Consider the following 18257-nt stretch of genomic DNA (forward strand, 5'->3'; position numbering starts at 1 on the left):
TCCGCGGCCCACCCGATTTCACACCGTCGACAACCGTGTCTTTCGCGTTGCCGCTCAAGCCTCAGTCGCCGCCCACGCCATCTCGCGCAAGCGCGTACGCAAGCGTGCAACGGCCTGGCTGTGCAACTGGCACACGCGCGATTCCGACACTTCCATCACCGCGCCGATCTCGCGCAGATTCATCCCGCGCTCGTAGTACAGCGACATCAGCAGCTTCTCGCGATCCGGCAGACGGTCGATCGCTTCGACCAGCGCCGCACGCAGACTGTCGTCCAGCAGCGCCGACAACGGATCCGAATGATCGACGCAGTAGCGGTCGAGGAACGGCTCGTCGTCCGCGGAACGATCGAAGTCTTCGTAGTAGATCAGCTGGCTGCCGTGCAGATCCTGCAGCATCGACTGATACTCGTCGAGCGGCATCTTCAGATGATCGGCGATCTCGGTCTCGGACGCCGAGCGGCCCAGACTCTGTTCGACCTTCTGCACCGCCGATTCGACCTCGCGCGACGTGCGTCGCAAGCTACGCGGCAACCAGTCGTTGCTGCGCAGTTCGTCGAGCATCGCGCCGCGAATCCGCTGGCTCGCGTACGTCTCGAATTGCGCGCCCTGATCTTCCTTGTAGCGGCTGGCCGCATCGAGCAGACCGATCATGCCGGCCTGGATCAGGTCATCGAGATCGACGCTGGCAGGCATCTTCGCGACGAGCTGGAGGCCGAGACGCCGGACGAGCGGTGCGTATTTCGTCAGGACTTCGGCTTGGGAGATTTTTCCCTGAGCGTTGTACATCATGTACCCCTTGTCTTCGCACGCCACTCAGGCGTGTTGCGCAGACGGTTGTTCGGCGTGTTGCGCCACGGTTACTGCCCCAGGCGCCACCCAGTGGGCCCGTGACGACATCGCTGGCCGCATCGGCCAGTACAGCAGTTCGGATGCGAGATGGCGGTAATCGCGCGCTGCCGGTGTCGATGGGAAAGCATCGACGACACAGCGCGACAATTCGAGCGCCCTGGCCATGCGGGGATCGGCGGCAATGCAGCCCGCATCCTCCAGCGACACAGTCAGATAACGCCCCGCGACGCCCGCAAGGTTCTCAAAAGCGGTTTGCGCATCCGCGGGACTGTGAACGTGGTTCACGAGCACGCGAAACTGCGCGAAAGCATGGGCGTAGTGCAGACGCTTGATGCACGCGTAGGCGTCGGTCAGCGCTTGCGCCGCCATCCGCGTCACGACCATCACGTCGTGCGCCTGCATCGACAGCGTCGACAACTGACCCTGCTGATCGCGTTGCGCGTCGATCAGCACAAAATCGGCGGGACCTCTCAGCACGACGCCGAGTTGCTCCGGCGTGTATCCATCGCGATTGCCCTGCGATGCCGCCAGCACCGAGAAACCCAGCGCGTGACGCGCGGCGGCAAATTCCAGATCCATCTCGCCGCGCATCACCGCAGCGAAGTTGCCCGCACCGCGCAAGCCACCCAGCATCGCGCTCACCGAGCGCACGCCGACGTTCTCGTCGATCACGAGCACATCCTTGCCCTGCTCCACCAACGCGGCGGCCAGATTGACGACGGTCGATGTACAACCGACGCCGGGCGATCCCCCCGTTACCGCGATAACGCGCGAGCCGTTACGGGCGAGCAACCTGCGCAGCCCCTCGGCCTGATCGGAGAAAAATTTATCCAAAGCGAACCTCGTGCAGTTCAGCGGTCGATCGAGCGGTCAAGGCGGACAGCAAACCGGGAATTTCGTCGTCGGCAGGAACGAACGGCGAGTTGTCGCGCGGCACGCAGAACGCGCTCTTGATCAAAAACTTGCGGGTAGCGACGTACAGGTTTTCCGGCACTTTCTGACCGGTCGATACGTAATGAACCGGCAGCTTGTAGCGGATCACCGTGTCGAGCACGCCACCCAGATTGGTCGCTTCGTCGAGCTTGGTCAGGATGCAGCCCGCGAGCGGCTCCTGATCCGGCGCGCTCTGATACGCCTGCACGACTTCGTTCAGCGTGTCGCCGTGGCTGGTTGCGTTCAGCAGCAACAGGCGCTTGACCGGCTGACCGGCGCGGCACAGCATCGCGATCTGTTCGGAGACGAGGCGGTCGCGCTGGCTCATACCGATCGTGTCGATCAGCACGATGTGCTTGTTGCGCAGTTCGGCGAGCGCGAGTTGCAGATCCGCGCCGTCTTTCACCGCATGAACCGATACGCCGAGAATCTTGCCGAAGATGCGCAGTTGTTCGTGACCGCCGATCCGGTAGCTGTCGGTGGTCAGCAGCGCGACCTTGCTGGCGCCGAAGCGCATCACACAGCGCGCGGCGAGCTTCGCGGTGGTGGTCGTCTTGCCGACGCCCGTCGGGCCCATCAGCGCGAACACACCGCCCTTTTCCATCAGGTCGTCCTCGTTTTCGAGGATCGGCAGATTGCTGGCCAGCACCGAGTGAATCCATTCCATGCCGGCTTCCATGCCGTCGATATCGTCCGGCAGGTTGTCGACCATCATCTGCACGAGTTGCGCGGAGAAACCGGCGGCAAACAGATGCTTGGTCAACGACGCGCGCATCGGATTGCGGCGCTGGCGATCGGCCCACAGCAGGCCGGCAAAGTGTTCTTCCATCATCCCGCGCATCGACGCGAGTTCGTTCATCACCGTTTCCTGCATGACCTGCTCCATGCGGGCCTTGATCGCTTCGCTGACGCTCGCGGCGCTCGGTGCAGCCGGACGCGGCTCATCGACGCCCATCCGTTGCGCAGCGCGGCGCGCGGCGACTTGCGCAGCTTCGCGCGCCCATTCGGGCGTTTCGCCGACCAGCGGATTCGGTGTATCGACCGCCGAGCCGAAGCCGCGTGCGGCGGCGCCCGACGGCGTCATCGTGTGACGTGCGGTGCGCTGGACCTGCTGTTGCTGCTTGTCGGCGATGCGGCGCGCATGATCGATCAGCCACGGATTCGATTCGGCCATCGTGCGTTGCGCTTGCAACGGATCGGCGGCGTTGCCGTGATTCATCGCATGCGACGCGCTCGCGGCGTGGCTGGCTTGTGCTGCATTCGCTGCGTTCGACTGGCTGGTGGCTTTCAGCAGATCGGCGCGGATTTCATCGCTCAGACGCGGTGCGTCGCCGTGGGTCGGGTTCATCGATGCGGAATGCATCGCGGACAGGCTCGAACCGCTTGCGGAGATGCTGGTCGATGCACCCGAGCCGGCTGCGGAACCCGGCTTGACTGCGGGCGGACGGGCCGGCGCTTCGTCGATCGACGGTGCATCGACGCCTGCTTCCGGGCTCGCGCCGAACACCGACGAAAACACGTCGGGCAGACCGCCGCTCGCATACGGATTACCTTGCATCGCCGGCATGCTGCGCGGCGCTGCGACCGGTGCGGGCGCAGCTCGCGGCTGACGCGCGGCGGCGTGCGGCGCGCTGTGCTGCGAAGCGTGCTGCCCGTTGTGCTGCGAGCCGTGCTGTCCGCCGTGCTGCGAGCCCTGACCGCCGAAGCCCTGGCTGAAACCTTGATGCTGGCTTGCGCCCTGGTCCGAACCCTCGCGGGATTTCGGCGCGATCGAAGCGAGGTCGCTATCGGCCAACGCGACGATCTCGACCGTACCGTCATCGATCGCACGGTTCGACAGAACCACAGCGTCGGGACCCAGCGCTTCACGCACGAGTCGCAATGCATCGCGACTGGTGGCACCGATAAATTTACGAATGTTCAAGCTAGACCCCCGATGTGGCTTCGGACCGGCAACATACCGCTTCCCAATGATTCAATTATTCCGAAACCCGACCAACGACGATCTGCTGATAAGGGACTGGAAAACTGGGTAATTCGGGGTATGGAAATCGCCGTCGAAAAAGCGCTGCCATCAACAAAAAAGCCGGCGCTCTCACGAGCGCCGGCTTGTTCCGGTTTCAGACCGCAACGCGGCCTGCAAAACCGCGTGGTTGCGCTTACGCGCCGATCAGATTCACCACCTTGATATTGCGTGTGTCCGGCACTTCCGCATACGACAGCACCTTCAGCTGCGGCAGGCTGCGACGCAGGAAGCGCGCGAGCATCGGACGCAATGCATGCTGAACCAGCAGCACCGGCGCGAGGCCGAGGTTCTGCTGACGCATCATCGCTTTCTGCGTCTCCGTCATCAGCGTGTGCGCGAGGCCCGGCTCCAGCCCCGGATTGGCACCGGTCGAAAGCGCCTGCGACAGCACGCGTTCGAGGTTCGAGTCCAGACCCATGACCTGCATGTCGCCCGTGCCGGGGAACCATTGCTGCGTGATCGCGCGGCCCAGTGCCAGACGAACCACGGCGGTGAGATCGTGTGCGTCGGTGATCTTCGGTGTGTGCTCGGACAAGGCTTCGAGGATCGAGCGCAGATCGCGGATCGGCACGCCTTCTTCCAGCAGGTTTTGCAGCACCTTTTGCAGCGTCGTGAGCGGCAGCGTTTTCGGCACCAGATCGTCCACCAGCGACGGCGTGTCTTTCTGCATCCGTTCGAGCAGCGCCTGGACTTCGCGACGGCCGAGCAATTCCGATGCGTGCGTGACCACCAGGTGATTCAGGTGGGTCGCGACGACCGTGCTCGAATCGACCACCGTGTAGCCGTAGACCTGCGCCTGTTCGCGCAGATTCGTATCGATCCAGATGGCCGGCAGACCGAAGGCCGGATCTTGCGTCGGCGTGCCCGGCAATGCGGCGGACACCTGTCCCGGATTGATCGCCAGCCATTGACCCGGATACGCTTCGCCGATACCCACTTCGACGCCCTTCAGCGCGATCCGGTAACCGTTCGGACGCAATTCGAGGTTGTCGCGGATATGGATCACCGGCGGCAGGAAACCGATTTCCTGCGCGAACTTCTTGCGGATCGATTTGATCCGCTTCAGCAGTTCGCCGTCGGAATTCTTGTCGACCAGCGGAATCAGGCGATAGCCCACTTCCAGACCGAGCGTGTCGATCATCGTCACGTCGTCCCAGCTTGCTTCGGCGTTCTCGACCGGCGCGAGCGCGGCCGGTGCGACGTCGACCAGCGCGGCGCTGTTCTTGCCCGCGTCGATCTTCTTCTTCATCACGCGACCCATCTGGATCAGACCGCCGCCGAGCAACAGAAACGCGAAGTGCGGCATGCCGGGGATCAAGCCCATCAGCACCAGAATCACGCCCGTGATCATCAGCACGCGCGGGTTCGTGAACAGTTGGCCCGTCAGCTGCGTGCCGATGTCTTCGTTGGTCGCGACGCGCGACACGATCACACCGGCCGCCGTCGAAATCACCAGCGACGGAATCTGTGCAACCAGGCCGTCACCGATCGTCAGCAGCGTGTAGGTCTTGCCCGCGGTCGCGAAGTCCAGACCGTGCTGCACCATCCCGACCACCAGCCCGCCGAAGATGTTGATCACCATGATCAGCAAACCCGCCACGGCATCGCCGCGCACGAACTTGCTCGCACCGTCCATCGAGCCGTAGAACTCGGCTTCCTGCCCGACTTCCAGACGACGCTTGCGCGCCTGGTCTTCGTTGATGATGCCGGCGTTCAGGTCGGCGTCGATCGCCATCTGCTTGCCGGGCATCGCGTCGAGCGTGAAGCGCGCGGACACTTCGGCGATCCGGCCCGCACCCTTCGTGATCACCATGAAGTTGATGACCATCAGGATGACGAAGACGACGATACCGACCGCGAAGTTGCCGCCCACGAGGAAGTGACCGAACGACTCGATCACCTGACCAGCCGCGCCGGGGCCGGTGTGGCCTTCGAGCAGCACGATCCGGGTGGACGCCACGTTCAGCGACAGGCGCAGCAACGTGGAGAACAGCAGCACGCTCGGAAAAGCCGCGAAATCGAGCGGCTTCATCGTGTACATGCTGACCAGCAGCACCATCACCGACAACGCGATGTTGAAGGTGAACAGCAGGTCGAGCAGGAATGCCGGCAACGGCAGGATCATCATGCCGAGGATCATGCAGATCAGCACCGGACCGGCGAGTGCTCGCAGGTTGGCGCCGCTCAGCGCGTCAGGCCGACGGGACAGGATTCCACTCGCGTTCATGCGGAAACTCCGGGTTGAGCATTGTCATCGTCACCGAGTGTGTCGGTGGCTTCTTCGGCGGCGTCGTCATCGGAGACGCCGCCCTTGTCGAGTTCGGCGGGCACGTCGAGATCGCTCGGTGCGGTCGGCGCGACGCCGCCTTCGGTCTTGAACCGGCGCAGTTGATATACCCACGCCAGCACTTCCGCCACTGCGCCGTACAGCTGACCTGGAATTTCACGGTCCAGATCGACGTTGTGATAAAGCGCCCGCGCGAGCGGCGGTGCTTCGAGCAGTGGAATATTGTGTTCGCGGCCCAGCTCGCGAATCCGTGCGGCCACCAGGTTCACGCCCTTGGCGACCACGCGCGGTGCACGCATCTCGCCGTCGGTGTATTGCAGCGCGACCGCGAAGTGCGTCGGGTTGGTGACGATCACGTCGGCCTTCGGCACGTTGGTCATCATCCGGCGACGCGCGGCAGCCCGTTGTTGCGAGCGGATGCGGCCCTTCATGTGCGGATCGCCTTCGCTTTCCTTGTGCTCGCGCTTCACTTCTTCCTTGGTCATCCGCAGCTTCTTGTGAAACGACCAGATCTGATACGGCACATCCATCGCGGCGACAACGAACAGACCCGCCACCGTCATCCCGCAGCACACCGCGATCAGATGCGCGGCGTTCGCGAGCGCGGTGTCCAGCGGCTGCGTGGCGAGCGCGAGAACCTGCTCGCGACGATTCCAGATCGCCGTGCCGCCGATCCCGCCCACCACCAGCGTCTTCGCCAACGACATACCCAGCTGGATCGGACCGTTGATCGAGAAAATCTTGCCGAGTCCGGCGACCGGATTCAACCGGCTGAATTTCGGCTCCAGACCTTTCGCCGACAATTGCCAGCCGCCCAGCGCGAGCGGCGACAGCAGCGCGGCCGCGCCGGTCAGCGCGAGGATCGGCAGCACGGCGGCCAGCCCTTCGTGGCTCGCGGCACCCGCGCCGATCAGCATCTGACGGGTTTCGAAGACCTTGGCGTGGTCGAATGTCAGCGCGCTGCGCAGCATCGTCTGAAGATGCTCGCCGATCGGGCCTGACAGGCCCCACACACCGAAAAACCCCGCCGACAGCAGCGCAAACGACGACAGTTCGCGCGACCGTACGATCTGCCCCTCTTCCCGCGCCTTTTCAAGTCGCCTGGGGGTGGCTGATTCGGTTTTGTCTTCGTCGCTCTGTTCTGCCACCTGCTACTCCACGCGCCACAATCGGTCACGGCCCCACGCCATTTCCAGTGAGACCGATTATTGCGGCTCGTCGCAAGCTGTGATCGGCGGATAAAGACGGTGAAACCGTGGCATTTCGACGGATGAACGGTTCAGAAACCGCGCCGGATGCCGTCAAGGCGGACCGGGCGCCCAAACGCCGCGCATGAAAAAGCCGGGCGCGCCTCGCGACGCGCCCGGCCCGGTTCAGCGCCGATGCGCTGAAAGCTCAGAAAGCGACGTAAGGCGACTGACCGCCGCTCGCGGTCTGATCCATGCCGTAGTAGACGTAGCGGCCGTAAAAGTACGGCAAACCGAGATCGAAGATGCCGGTGGTGCTGAGTTGTCCGGCGAGGTCGTTGAACGCGTAGTTGTTGTTGCCGCTGCGGAACAACGACTGCGCGTTTGCAATGCCGATCTGCGCGGCCAGCGAGTTGCCGCCGGTGCCGACCAGGGTGACCGTGCGGGTCTGCGACGACGACGGGCAGTAGAAGCCGGAGTAGTTGCTGCTGCACAGCGTGAGCGTGCTATCGGAGAAGAAATAGCCGTTCGAGCCGGAGTCGAGGAACGCGGTCACCTTGCTGCCGTTGAACGTGCTGCTGTTCATGTCGCCGTAGCTGTCGGTGTTGAAGACGTTGGCTGCCGCCAGCGCGTTGTTCGACTGCGTACCGATCCCGAACACCAGCGTGCCCGTCGCGCCGGCCGAACCGGCGTTCGACACCGGCGACATCTGCAGGATCACGCCGTTGTTGTCAGTGGTGAAGTGCGCGACCGGATTCGCGACCTGCTGGCCGGTCGGCACGGCGGTGCGGCTGCAAGCGGCGCCACTGGTCGGACACGCGTAGTAGTTGCTGTAGGTGGCGGCCGTGGACGCGCTCTGGCAGGTCGTGCCGCAGTCATAGGGCGCGACGCCGATACCGAGAATGCCGTTCGCGCCGAGATCGCTGACCGTGTTTTCCGACGATCCGTTGATGCAGCCGCTGGTCGGGATCGTGCTCGACGCGAGATCGCCGATAAGCTGGATCGGGATAGTCGACGCGGTTTCGCCGCCGATCTTCACGGTGGCGTTGCGGATCGTGCCCCACGAGTAACCGTCCGCGAAACGCGTGCATTCGGCGAGCTGCGCGCTGCTGACGTTCGGCGCGGCGTTCACCGGCATCGCGCCGCTCAGTGTGCTGTTCAGCACCGAACCGACGATCCGCAGACCGTACGAACCGGTATCGACCTGAATGTTATCGATTGTCTGACAGTTGGTGGTCGAGCCCGGCGCGCAGATCGTCACGCTGACGGTCGGAATATTGACGACGCCGCTGAGGCCGGCCCCGACCGTCACCGCGACCGTGTTCGCCGCGCCGGCCGCGATCGGCTGCGCGGTGGGACTGGCGGGCAGACCGTCGGTGTTGACGGAACTGTTCGAGCTGGAACTGGAGTTGGAGTCGCCGCCGCCTCCGCCGCACGCTGCCACCACGGACAGCAGCACGACCGCTGTGGCCGTGCGCAACCAGCCGTCGAAGCGAGCCGCGAGCGCGTGCAGCGCGCCGCCGGAAACGAAAGTCTGTGCGTCGTGAGTGGTGTGAGCCGTTCGCGTGATTCGCATGGTCGTAGTCCCGTCGCTCACTGGATGTCGGAGCCGCTGACGCCGCCCGGCAGCGACTGCGGCAGCCACGCCTGCCCGGCGAAAGCGCCCATATGCCCGCCCGATCGCACGACCAGACCGCTCTGATCGACGGCGACCGGTCCGCGCCCGGTACGTGCTCGCGCCGCTTTGACGCCGGCAACGTATTGCGAGAAATAGGTACCGAGCAGGCTGTCGAGATCCGGCATCTGCGGGCCTTGCCACGCGATCCCGAACACCGTGCCGTCCTGCGCGAGATATTCACGCACGACCGTGCCGTTACCGAAGGTGGTTTCGCGGACAGTGTAGGAAGCGGTCGAACTCGACGTGCTGCTGGAAGACGCGGCCGCCGAACCCGACTTCAGCACGGCCTGCGAGCTGGACTGCGCGGCGGGCTCGACCACCCGCGACACGCTCGATGCGCCGGACGGCGGCGTCATCGGGCTGCCCCCGAGCGCCGCGTGGGCCTCCCCTGCGGTCAGCGCCGCCAGCGTAGCGGACACTCCGAGCGCCGTGACGAACACGACGCGGCTGATGCGGATCGACATAGCCCAGGCTCCTCCCGAGAGCTGCGGCGCGCCCTACCGTGACGGTGAGCGGCAGCATGTTTCTGGATAATACGACACGAACGACGCGAAACCTTACAAAAATGTAAACGCTGTGTGAACGAGCATCGCGCGTGCCTGAAACCGGTGCATGCAGAAAGCCCGCGCACAAACGACAACACCCGGTGCCACGCACAATGTTCGATAACCATCGTGTGTGGCGCCGGGTGTGACGCACATGCTGAGACCAGGTGAAACGGGCGCAGCGGCCCGATCAGAATCCGAGGCTGGCCAGCAGGTCGTCGACTTGCGACTGATCCTGCATCACGTCCGCCTTGCCTTCCGGATTGATCTGCGGACCGTTCAGCAGCGATTCCGGGCTGCCCGTCGGCGACGTGACTTCCGCCACCAGCGCCGCCGCGTTCGCCGCGAACTGCTCGCGCCGTTCGAGCGCAATGTTCTCGACCAGCACGCCGAGCAGCTGCTGCTCGATCAGATACACGACGTCCATGATCTTCTTGATGACCTGGCCGGTCAGATCCTGGAAGTCCTGCGCGAGCATGATTTCGAGCAGTTGTTCGTTGGTCGCGGTCGTTGCGGGCGGCACGCTGCGCAGATAGTCGCGCGTATCGCTCATCAACGCGCGCACTTCCTCGCGTTCGATCGGCGCGGCATACCACTGGTCCCAGCGCGCATCGAGTTCGTTCGCGCCGCGTTGCAGCTCTTCCTGAATCGGCTTCGCGACATCGATCGACGACAGCACGCGCTCGGCGGCCTGCTCGGTCATGTTCGCGATGTACTTCAGACGGTCGCGTGCGTCGGGCACGGCTTCGGCCGCGCGCTCGACGTGCTTGTCGAGCCCCAGCTCGCGCATCGAATCGCGCAAGGTGCGCGTCAACGTGCCGATGCGGGCGAGAATGCGGTCGGTCGTGAGGTCGCCGCCGCCTTCATGCGATTCGGCGCCGGATGCTTCAGTCGGCAGGTTCACATCAGCTCCCGGTTTTTTGCATCTTTTCGAGAATCTTGTTGAGCTTCTCGTCGAGCGTGGCAGCCGTGAACGGCTTCACCACATAGCCGCTCGCACCGGCTTGCGCCGCTGCAATGATGTTTTCCTTCTTCGATTCCGCCGTCACCATCAGCACCGGCAGATGGTTCAGGTTCGCGTCGGCGCGAATTTCCTTCAGCATCGCCAGGCCGTCGAGGTTCGGCATGTTCCAGTCGGAAATCACGAAGTCGTAGCCGCCGCCGCGCAGGCGCGACAAACCCGCTGCGCCGTCTTCCGCTTCGTCGACGTTCGCGTAGCCCAGTTCCTTCAGCAGGTTGCGAACGATCCGGCGCATCGTCGGAAAGTCGTCCACAACCAGAATTTTCATGCCCTTATCCATTTCTCATTCCCTTTCGCTTGATCCAGATGGTGCGGCTAATGACCGCCTGTTCAATCAGACGCGGTGCGCATCATACCCGCTGTACCCGTTCGCCCATGGCCGCAAGGCTTACCATGACGCGTCGGCTCATATCCTGCAATGACGCTACTTCCACAGCGCCGCCCATTGCGATCGCTTCGCGCGGCATGCCGAACACGATGCAGCTCGCTTCATCCTGGGCGAGCGTATGCGCACCCGCTTTTCTCATATCCAGCAGTCCCGCCGCGCCGTCGCGCCCCATTCCGGTGAGGATCACGCCAACCGCGTTCTTGCCCGCATGTTGCGCAGCGGAACGGAACAGCACATCGACAGAAGGACGGTGCCGGTTGACTGGCGGGTCGTCTGACAGATGCGCGATGTAGTTCGCGCCGCTACGCGCGAGCAACAGGTGAGCGTGGCCGGGTGCGATATAAGCATGACCCGGCAGCACGCGTTCGCCGTGCTCAGCTTCTTTAACGGTAATCCGGCACAAACCATTAAGGCGTTGTGCAAAAGATTTTGTGAATCCCGGCGGCATATGCTGCGCGATCAGCACCGCAGGCGCGTCCGGCGGCAGCGGCACCAGCACTTCGCGGATCGCTTCGGTGCCGCCCGTCGATGCGCCGACGATGATCAGCTTCTCGGTACTGACGAGCGGATTGTTGAACAACGGCGCGTGCGGGGTCGCGTGATGCGCGCCCGACGCGTGCGCCGCATGATGCACCGGCGCCGCCTGACGCACACGCGCACGGGCCGCCGCGCGGATCTTGTCGGCGAGCTTTTCCGAGTAGTCGAGCATGCCGTCGCGAATCCCGACCTTCGGCTTCGTGACGAAATCGACCGCGCCCAGTTCCAGCGCGCGCAGCGTGATTTCGTTGCCGCGTTCGGTCAGCGACGACACCATCACGACCGGCATCGGTCGCAGACGCATCAGCTTCTCGAGAAAATCGAGACCGTCCATCCGGGGCATTTCGACGTCGAGCGTCAACACGTCCGGATTGTGCTGCTTGATGAGTTCGCGCGCGACCAACGGGTCGGGTGCGGTGGCGACGACGGTCATGTCCGGCTGCCCGTTGATGATTTCCGTCATCAGGCTTCGGATCAGCGCCGAATCGTCGACGCACAATACCTTGATGTTTTGCACAGCTGTCACGCCTCCTCTGCGGTCCTGGCGTTGTTTGGGTTATTCGGCCGCGTGCCCGCGCCGAAGAGTTCGATGCGAGATTTCGACGCGCTCGCGCCGGATGTCGCGTTGTGGCTGGCACCCGTGCCGCCGGTCGGGTTCGCGCCCGCTCGGGACGCCAGTCCCGAGCTGAACAGTTCGACGCGCGGTCGCGCCGCCGCGGTGCCCGACGGGCCACCGAACAGCTCGACCCGTTCGCGTGCGCGCGCAAGGCGCTCGGCGCGTGCGGCGTCGGTTTGACGGGCCAGCGCCTGTTCGCGCTCGGCCACGCCCTGCTCCTGTTGCAGACGCAACTTCTTGACCATCACCTGACCGGTGCGTGGCATGAACGCGACCTTGCGCGGATGCGCGCCCTGCAAATCTTCCGCGGTGATGCGAATCTTTTCGAGCGCGAGATAGCGGCGCACGAATTCCGAATTGCGGTCGCCGATATTAATCGTCGTCATACCCGCAAGTACAGCGGCACCGCCGAAAACTTTTGCTTCGAAGCGTTCGCGGCGTCCGCCTGCCTTGATCAGTTCGTTGATCAGCACTTCCATCGCGTACGCGCCGTAGCGCATCGAGTCGGAACCCGCGTGCGACACGTCCGCGCCGTCGTCCGGCAACATGAAGTGGTTCATTCCGCCGATGCCCGCCGTGCGGTCCTGGATACAGGCCGCGACGCACGAGCCGAGCACCGTCACGAGCACCATGTCGTCGTGCGTCGTGTAGAACTCGTTGGGCAACAGCTTCACGCCGGGGCGCTGGAAGTGGTTGTCGTAATAGAGATTGGTGGCGATCGGCAGCGCGCTCATGCTGGCACCCCGCTGGTCGCGCGCGCGCCTTGCGTGCCCTGCGCCGTGCCGCGCGTCGCGCCACGCGCGCCGCCGCCGTCACGCGTCAGTTCGTAGACGGTCTGGCCGCGCAGACGGAACGACTGCGTGACGTAGGTGAAGTTTTCCGAGTGACCGGCGAACAGCAGACCGCCCGACTTCATCAACGGCTCGAAGCGTTGCAGCACTTGCGCCTGCGTCGGCTTGTCGAAATAGATCATCACGTTGCGGCAGAAGATCGCGTCGAACTGCTGCGCCTGCAACTGGTAATCGCGGTCGGTGAGGTTCAGCTGCTGGAAGCGGATCATCGCGCGGACTTCAGGGCGCACCTTGACGAGCCCGGCATGCGCGCCGGTGCCCTTCAGGAAGAAGCGCTTCAGGCGCTCCTGCGACAGATGCTTGACCTGGTCGAACTGGTACATGCCCGCTTCGGCTTTGGCCAGCACCTGCGTGTCGATATCGGTGCCGAGCACCGTCACGTTGCGCGCCGCGTGGTCGCCGAGCGCTTCGATCAGCGTCATCGCGATCGAATACGGTTCTTCGCCGGTCGATGCCGCCGAACACCAGACGGCGAGCGGTGTCGAACGGGTCTTGATGAAATCGGCGAGCAGCGGAAAGTGATGCGCCTCGCGGAAAAATGCTGTCAGGTTGGTTGTCAGCGCGTTGGTGAACGCTTCCCACTCGGCGGGATCGTTCTCCTGTTCGAGCTGATCGAGATACTGCTTGAAGCTGTCCAGACCGCGAGCGCGCAAACGGCGGGCAAGGCGGCTGTACGCCATGTCGCGTTTGTGGTCCGACAACGAAATGCCGGCGCTGCGGTGGATCAGTTCGCGGATGCGAGCGAAATCGGCCGACGTAAACTCGAAGTCGCGACCTGGGTCGCCGGATCTACCCGGTTCCGCCCGGTCGGTGCGTTGCTGTGCGCGCGTTGCCATCATGAAGTTTCCTGCCTGCGATACGAGACGTCCCTGGTTTCCTCACCGTTCTCCGGTGAAGCAGGGGACTGCCATCGCGGGCCGCGCCTGCCCGCGAAAGTTCCAACCGGCTGTCGGCCTGAAGCGCGCCCCGTGAACGTGCTCCGATGAGTCGCCCGTAATCGGGCGAGATGCCGAAAGCCCGCGTGTCCGTCTGCCGTTGCTACGTGTTCCTGCGTCGATGCCGAGGTCGAAACCCGGCTCGATACCGTTTAAAAAGTTTCCCAGTCCGCATCCGATCCCGCCGTCGATGCCTTGACGGGCATCGGCCGCGCTACCGGTTCGAGCCGCGCCGGTTTCGACGCGGCGGCCGGTGCCGGTGCCGCATGCGTAACCGGATTCGAACTCGCGTCGCCGTGCGTTGCTGCGACATCGGGTTCGATCGCCTCGGGCGGACGTGCTGCCTTCGGCTTGCTGTATGTGCTGGCGGTCGCCGCCGGCCGTGTCGCGGATTTCGCCGCCATCGGCTTCGCCTTCGCGAACGACGTCGTGCTGCCGCTGCGAACCGTCGCCTTAGCCGTAGCCGCAGCGGGCGCGCGGTGACTGCCTTCGACCTGCCACGTCCCGACGACCTTCTGCAACTGGCGCGTCTGCTCTTCGAGCGACGCCGCCGCTGCTGCCGCTTCCTCGACGAGCGCCGCATTCTGTTGCGTCACTTCGTCCATCTGCACGACAGCGCGATTGACCTGTTCGATGCCGCCCGACTGCTCTTCCGACGCGGCGCTGATCTCGCCCATGATGTCGGTCACGCGGCGCACCGCCTGCACGATTTCATCCATCGTGGTGCCTGCACGACCGACCAGCGCCGAGCCGCTTTGCACCTTGTCGACGGAATCGCCGATCAGTTCCTTGATTTCCTTCGCCGCGCTCGCGCTGCGTTGCGCGAGACTGCGCACTTCGCCTGCGACCACCGCGAAGCCGCGTCCCTGTTCACCCGCGCGCGCCGCTTCGACTGCCGCGTTCAGCGCGAGAATGTTGGTCTGGAACGCAATGCCTTCGATCACGCCGATGATGTCCACGACCTTGTTCGAACTGGTCGCGATTGCCTGCATCGTATCGACGACCTGGCTCACCACATCGCCGCCGCGCGTCGCGATATCCGACGCGTTGACGGCAAGCTGGCTCGCCTGACGCGCGTTCTCGGCGTTCTGGCGGACCGTGCCGGTGAGTTCTTCCATGCTCGATGCGGTCTGCTGCAACGAGGCGGCCTGTTGCTCGGTGCGTTGCGACAGATCGGTGTTGCCCATCGCGATTTCGCGTGCACCGGTATCGATCGATTCCGTGCTGTGACGCACCGATTTCACCAGCGTCGACAGGCTGTCCTGCATCTGCACGATCCCGGCGAACAGCTTGCCGATTTCGTTGTTGCCGTTACGCGCGGCGATGCGTCCGGTCAGATCGCCGTCGGCCATCCGTTCGAATGCATCGGTTGCGTCCGTGAGCGGCTGGACGATCAACCCGCGCATCGCAAAACGCAGCACCACCACCATCGCCACCGCGACCAGCGTGATCGCGATAATCAACGTGGTCATCAACGTCACGTTCGACTGCGCGCTGGCTTCGTTGTCCAACGCGCGCTGCTGCAACGCCTTGACCACGTTCGCGGCCGCTGCGTCGTAAGCGATGAACATCGGGCTGATTTTGGTATCCGCGACAGCGTGATACGCAGCTTGATCGTTTGCGTTGAGTGCGGCGAACTCGGGCGCGACGCCGTCCTGCATCACCGTGGTACGGCGTGCGGCGACTTCGTCGAGCAAGGCTTGATCGATGCCGGCTTTCGGCGCATCGAGATACGCCTGCCAGCTCTGATTGCCCTTCGCGAGCAGTTCCTGCGCGCGGTCGAGTGCCTTCTTCGCTTCGTCCGCATTGTTCGCGGCGGTCAGCGTGTTGTAGCGATCGACCGCGAGACGGGAACGCAACAGATACGCGGATGCGTCGTCGAGCGCGTGAATCGCGACCAGATCGCCGCTCGCGATTGCTTTCAGCGATGTGCTCGCGTTGCCGAGCGCCGTGAGCCCGAGAGCCCCGACCACGATCGTCAGCGCGACCAGCAGGCCACCCACCGACGTCAGCAACGCTCGAATCGACCACCTGCTCATGTCCCGCACTCCTGTACCTGTTTTACGCTTTCGCGTTTAGACGCCGAGCGTCTCGATCAGCGCCATTTCCCGGCTGGTCATCAACTTCTCGATGTCCATCAGGATCAGCATGCGGCCATCGACGGTGCCGAGGCCCGTCAGGTATTCGGTCGTCAGCGTTGCACCGAATTCCGGCGCCGGCATGATCTGATCCGTTGCCAGCGTCAGCACGTCCGACACGCCGTCCACCACCATGCCGACCACGCGATGCGCGACGTTCAGGATGATCACGACCGTCTGATGGTCATATTCGACGCGACCCAGATGGAACTTGATGCGCATATCGACGATCGGCACGATGATGCCGCGCAGATTGATCACGCCCTTGATGAATTCCGGTGCGTTGGCGATGCGCGTTACGCTGTCGTAACCGCGGATTTCCTGCACCTTCAGGATGTCGATGCCGTACTCTTCCGCGCCGAGCGTGAAGACGAGGAATTCCTGTCCGCCCGCGTCGGCCTGCCCCGCATCGCGGCGGCCATTCGTACCGCTCGCGTTTGCGACGCTCGAATTGATGGATTGAACTTCTGCCACGTTAGCCCCCAGAGAGTTGGGATAGTAATAAGTAAAAAATCAGGCGACGCTCAGGCTGCTATGCGCAGACCGGGATTCGCGATTCAGCGCCGCCACGTCCACGATCAGCGCGACACTGCCGTCGCCGAGAATGGTTGCGGCGGAAATGCCGTGTACCTTGCGGTAGTTGGTTTCGAGGTTCTTCACCACGACCTGCTGCTGGCCGACCAGTTCGTCGATCAACATCGCGAAGCGACGTCCTTCGGTCTGCATGATCGTGACGATGCCTTGCGTCGGTTCCTGCTTCGCGTCTTCGACGGCGAACACTTCGTGCAATGCGACCAGCGGCAGGTATTCACCGCGCACGCGCACCACCCGTTCACCGTTCGCCACCGTGTAGATGTCTTCGGCGCGCGGTTGCAGCGACTCCATCACGAAGTTCAGCGGCAGGATGAAGATTTCGTTGCCGACCTTCACCGACATACCGTCGAGAATCGCGAGCGTCAGCGGCAAGACGATGCGCGTCGTGCTGCCCTTGCCGGCATGCGACTGGATCTCGACATGACCGCCCATCGACTGGATGTTGCGCTTCACGACGTCCATGCCCACACCGCGGCCCGACACGTCGGTGACCTGCTCGGCGGTCGAGAAGCCCGGCAGGAAAATCAGGTTCCAGACGTCCTCGTCGGACATCGAGTCGCTGACCTGCATGCCTTGCTTGGCCGCTTTCGCGAGAATCTTGTCGCGGCGCAGACCGGCGCCGTCGTCGCTGACTTCGATCACGATGTTGCCGCCGTGATGCGCAGCGGACAGCACCAGCTGACCCGTCGATGCCTTACCTGCGGCGCGACGCGCTTCCACGGTTTCGATGCCGTGGTCGAGACTGTTACGCACCAGGTGGGTCAACGGATCGATGATCCGTTCGATCAGGCTCTTGTCGAGTTCGGTCGCCTGACCGAACGTGACGAGTTCCACTTCCTTGCCGAGCTTTGCCGCGAGATCGCGCACCAGACGCGGGAAGCGGCTGAACACGTAATCCATCGGCATCATGCGGATCGACATCACCGCTTCCTGCAGATCGCGCGCATTGCGTTCGAGCTGCGCCATGCCGTTGAACAGGCGGTCGTGCAGCGCCGGATCGAAGGTGCTGGTGGTTTCCGCAAGCATCGCCTGCGTAATCACCAGTTCGCCGACGAGGTTGATCAGCTGATCGACCTTTTCGACGCCCACGCGGATCGAGCTGCCTTCCGCGCCTGCCGCGGCGGCGGCCGGACGTGCCTTGCGGTCGTGTTCGGCGGGCGCCGGTGCAGCGGCGGCCTTCGGTGCTGCCGCAGCGGCTGCCGGTTGAGCGGCAGCGCTATCGAACAGACCGTGCTTCGGCTCTGCAGCCGGTGCCGGTGCAGCCGGCGCGGCCGTTGCTTCGGCCGGCGTCGAATCCTGAGCGGGCGGCGTTCCAGGTTCGCCATGCTCGGAATCGCCTGCCGGCGCGGTGCCGCGGCCGACCGTGATCTGACTTTCGTCGATCACGAAACAGCACACGGCGGTAATGTCGTCAGACGTGACATCCGACGAAAGCCACAGCGTCATATCGGCGCCAGCCTTCGTCTGTCCGACGATCGTACCCAGGTTGCCGAGCTCCTCAGTCAGCAGTGCCTGGTCCTTCTCACCTACGCCCCGTAGCGTTATTTTCAGATGCGGGCCGGTTTCTCCGCCGGTCCCGCCATTGGCGCCGGTCTCTGCCGTGTCGCCATTCGTCCATTCACCTGCAATCTGTACTGCCTGATCGATCACGTGTTCCGGCGCCGATCCGTCG

Annotated in this window: 15 protein-coding genes (1 of these 15 cut by a window edge); all 15 read right to left on the minus strand. The window is 63.9% G+C overall.

Going from position 1 to position 18257, the window contains the following annotated elements:
- Window positions 1–54: 54 nt before the first annotated feature.
- Complete coding sequence (locus PW947_RS12320; protein ID WP_299631976.1) at window positions 55–789, minus strand: RNA polymerase sigma factor FliA; 735 nt, start codon at window positions 787–789, stop codon at window positions 55–57.
- A 24-nt stretch (window positions 790–813) separates the two neighbouring features.
- Window positions 814–1683, minus strand: coding sequence for a MinD/ParA family protein (locus PW947_RS12325; RefSeq protein ID WP_299631977.1), 870 nt, complete (start codon window positions 1681–1683; stop codon window positions 814–816).
- Window positions 1676–3706 (minus strand): flagellar biosynthesis protein FlhF, encoded by a 2031-nt coding sequence (flhF, locus tag PW947_RS12330; protein WP_299631979.1) that lies wholly within the window; start codon window positions 3704–3706, stop codon window positions 1676–1678. The genes PW947_RS12325 and flhF overlap by 8 nt, the downstream gene beginning before the upstream one ends.
- Window positions 3707–3941: 235 nt before the next feature.
- Window positions 3942–6035 carry a flagellar biosynthesis protein FlhA gene (gene flhA / locus PW947_RS12335; protein WP_299631981.1) on the minus strand — a complete coding sequence of 698 codons (2094 nt, stop codon included), beginning with the start codon at window positions 6033–6035 and terminating at the stop codon, window positions 3942–3944.
- Window positions 6032–7243, minus strand: coding sequence for a flagellar biosynthesis protein FlhB (gene flhB, locus PW947_RS12340; RefSeq protein WP_299631983.1), 1212 nt, complete (start codon window positions 7241–7243; stop codon window positions 6032–6034). The genes flhA and flhB overlap by 4 nt, the downstream gene beginning before the upstream one ends.
- A gap of 247 nt (window positions 7244–7490) precedes the next feature.
- Window positions 7491–8858, minus strand: coding sequence for a DUF3443 domain-containing protein (locus PW947_RS12345; RefSeq protein ID WP_299631985.1), 1368 nt, complete (start codon window positions 8856–8858; stop codon window positions 7491–7493).
- 17 nt (window positions 8859–8875) lie between these two features.
- Window positions 8876–9424, minus strand: a complete 549-nt coding sequence (locus PW947_RS12350) for a DUF2844 domain-containing protein (protein WP_299631987.1) — start codon at window positions 9422–9424, stop codon at window positions 8876–8878.
- A 271-nt stretch (window positions 9425–9695) separates the two neighbouring features.
- Window positions 9696–10409: a protein phosphatase CheZ gene (gene cheZ, locus PW947_RS12355; RefSeq protein WP_299631989.1), complete on the minus strand. Its 714-nt coding sequence runs from the start codon at window positions 10407–10409 to the stop codon at window positions 9696–9698.
- Between the two features lies 1 nt (window position 10410).
- Complete coding sequence (gene cheY, locus PW947_RS12360; RefSeq protein WP_299631991.1) at window positions 10411–10806, minus strand: chemotaxis response regulator CheY; 396 nt, start codon at window positions 10804–10806, stop codon at window positions 10411–10413.
- Between the two features lie 70 nt (window positions 10807–10876).
- Window positions 10877–11968: a chemotaxis response regulator protein-glutamate methylesterase gene (locus PW947_RS12365; RefSeq protein ID WP_299632935.1), complete on the minus strand. Its 1092-nt coding sequence runs from the start codon at window positions 11966–11968 to the stop codon at window positions 10877–10879.
- A gap of 5 nt (window positions 11969–11973) precedes the next feature.
- Window positions 11974–12801, minus strand: a complete 828-nt coding sequence (gene cheD, locus PW947_RS12370; protein WP_299631992.1) for a chemoreceptor glutamine deamidase CheD — start codon at window positions 12799–12801, stop codon at window positions 11974–11976.
- The gene (locus PW947_RS12375; protein ID WP_299631993.1) at window positions 12798–13757 is read right to left on the minus strand and encodes a CheR family methyltransferase; all 960 of its coding nucleotides are present in this window, start codon (window positions 13755–13757) and stop codon (window positions 12798–12800) included. Before PW947_RS12375 ends, cheD begins: the two co-directional genes overlap by 4 nt.
- Before the next feature lie 248 nt (window positions 13758–14005).
- Window positions 14006–15892: a methyl-accepting chemotaxis protein gene (locus tag PW947_RS12380; RefSeq protein ID WP_299631994.1), complete on the minus strand. Its 1887-nt coding sequence runs from the start codon at window positions 15890–15892 to the stop codon at window positions 14006–14008.
- Between the two features lie 36 nt (window positions 15893–15928).
- Window positions 15929–16465: a chemotaxis protein CheW gene (locus PW947_RS12385; protein WP_299631995.1), complete on the minus strand. Its 537-nt coding sequence runs from the start codon at window positions 16463–16465 to the stop codon at window positions 15929–15931.
- A gap of 39 nt (window positions 16466–16504) precedes the next feature.
- Window positions 16505–18257, minus strand: the 3' portion of a protein-coding gene (gene cheA / locus PW947_RS12390) for a chemotaxis protein CheA (RefSeq protein WP_299631997.1). 461 nt of this gene lie beyond the right edge of the window; only the last 1753 of its 2214 coding nucleotides appear in the window; the start codon falls outside the window, past its right edge — the gene reads right to left on this strand; the stop codon is at window positions 16505–16507.

This window comes from Paraburkholderia sp. (assembly GCF_028283785.1).
GTDB lineage: Bacteria > Pseudomonadota > Gammaproteobacteria > Burkholderiales > Burkholderiaceae > Paraburkholderia.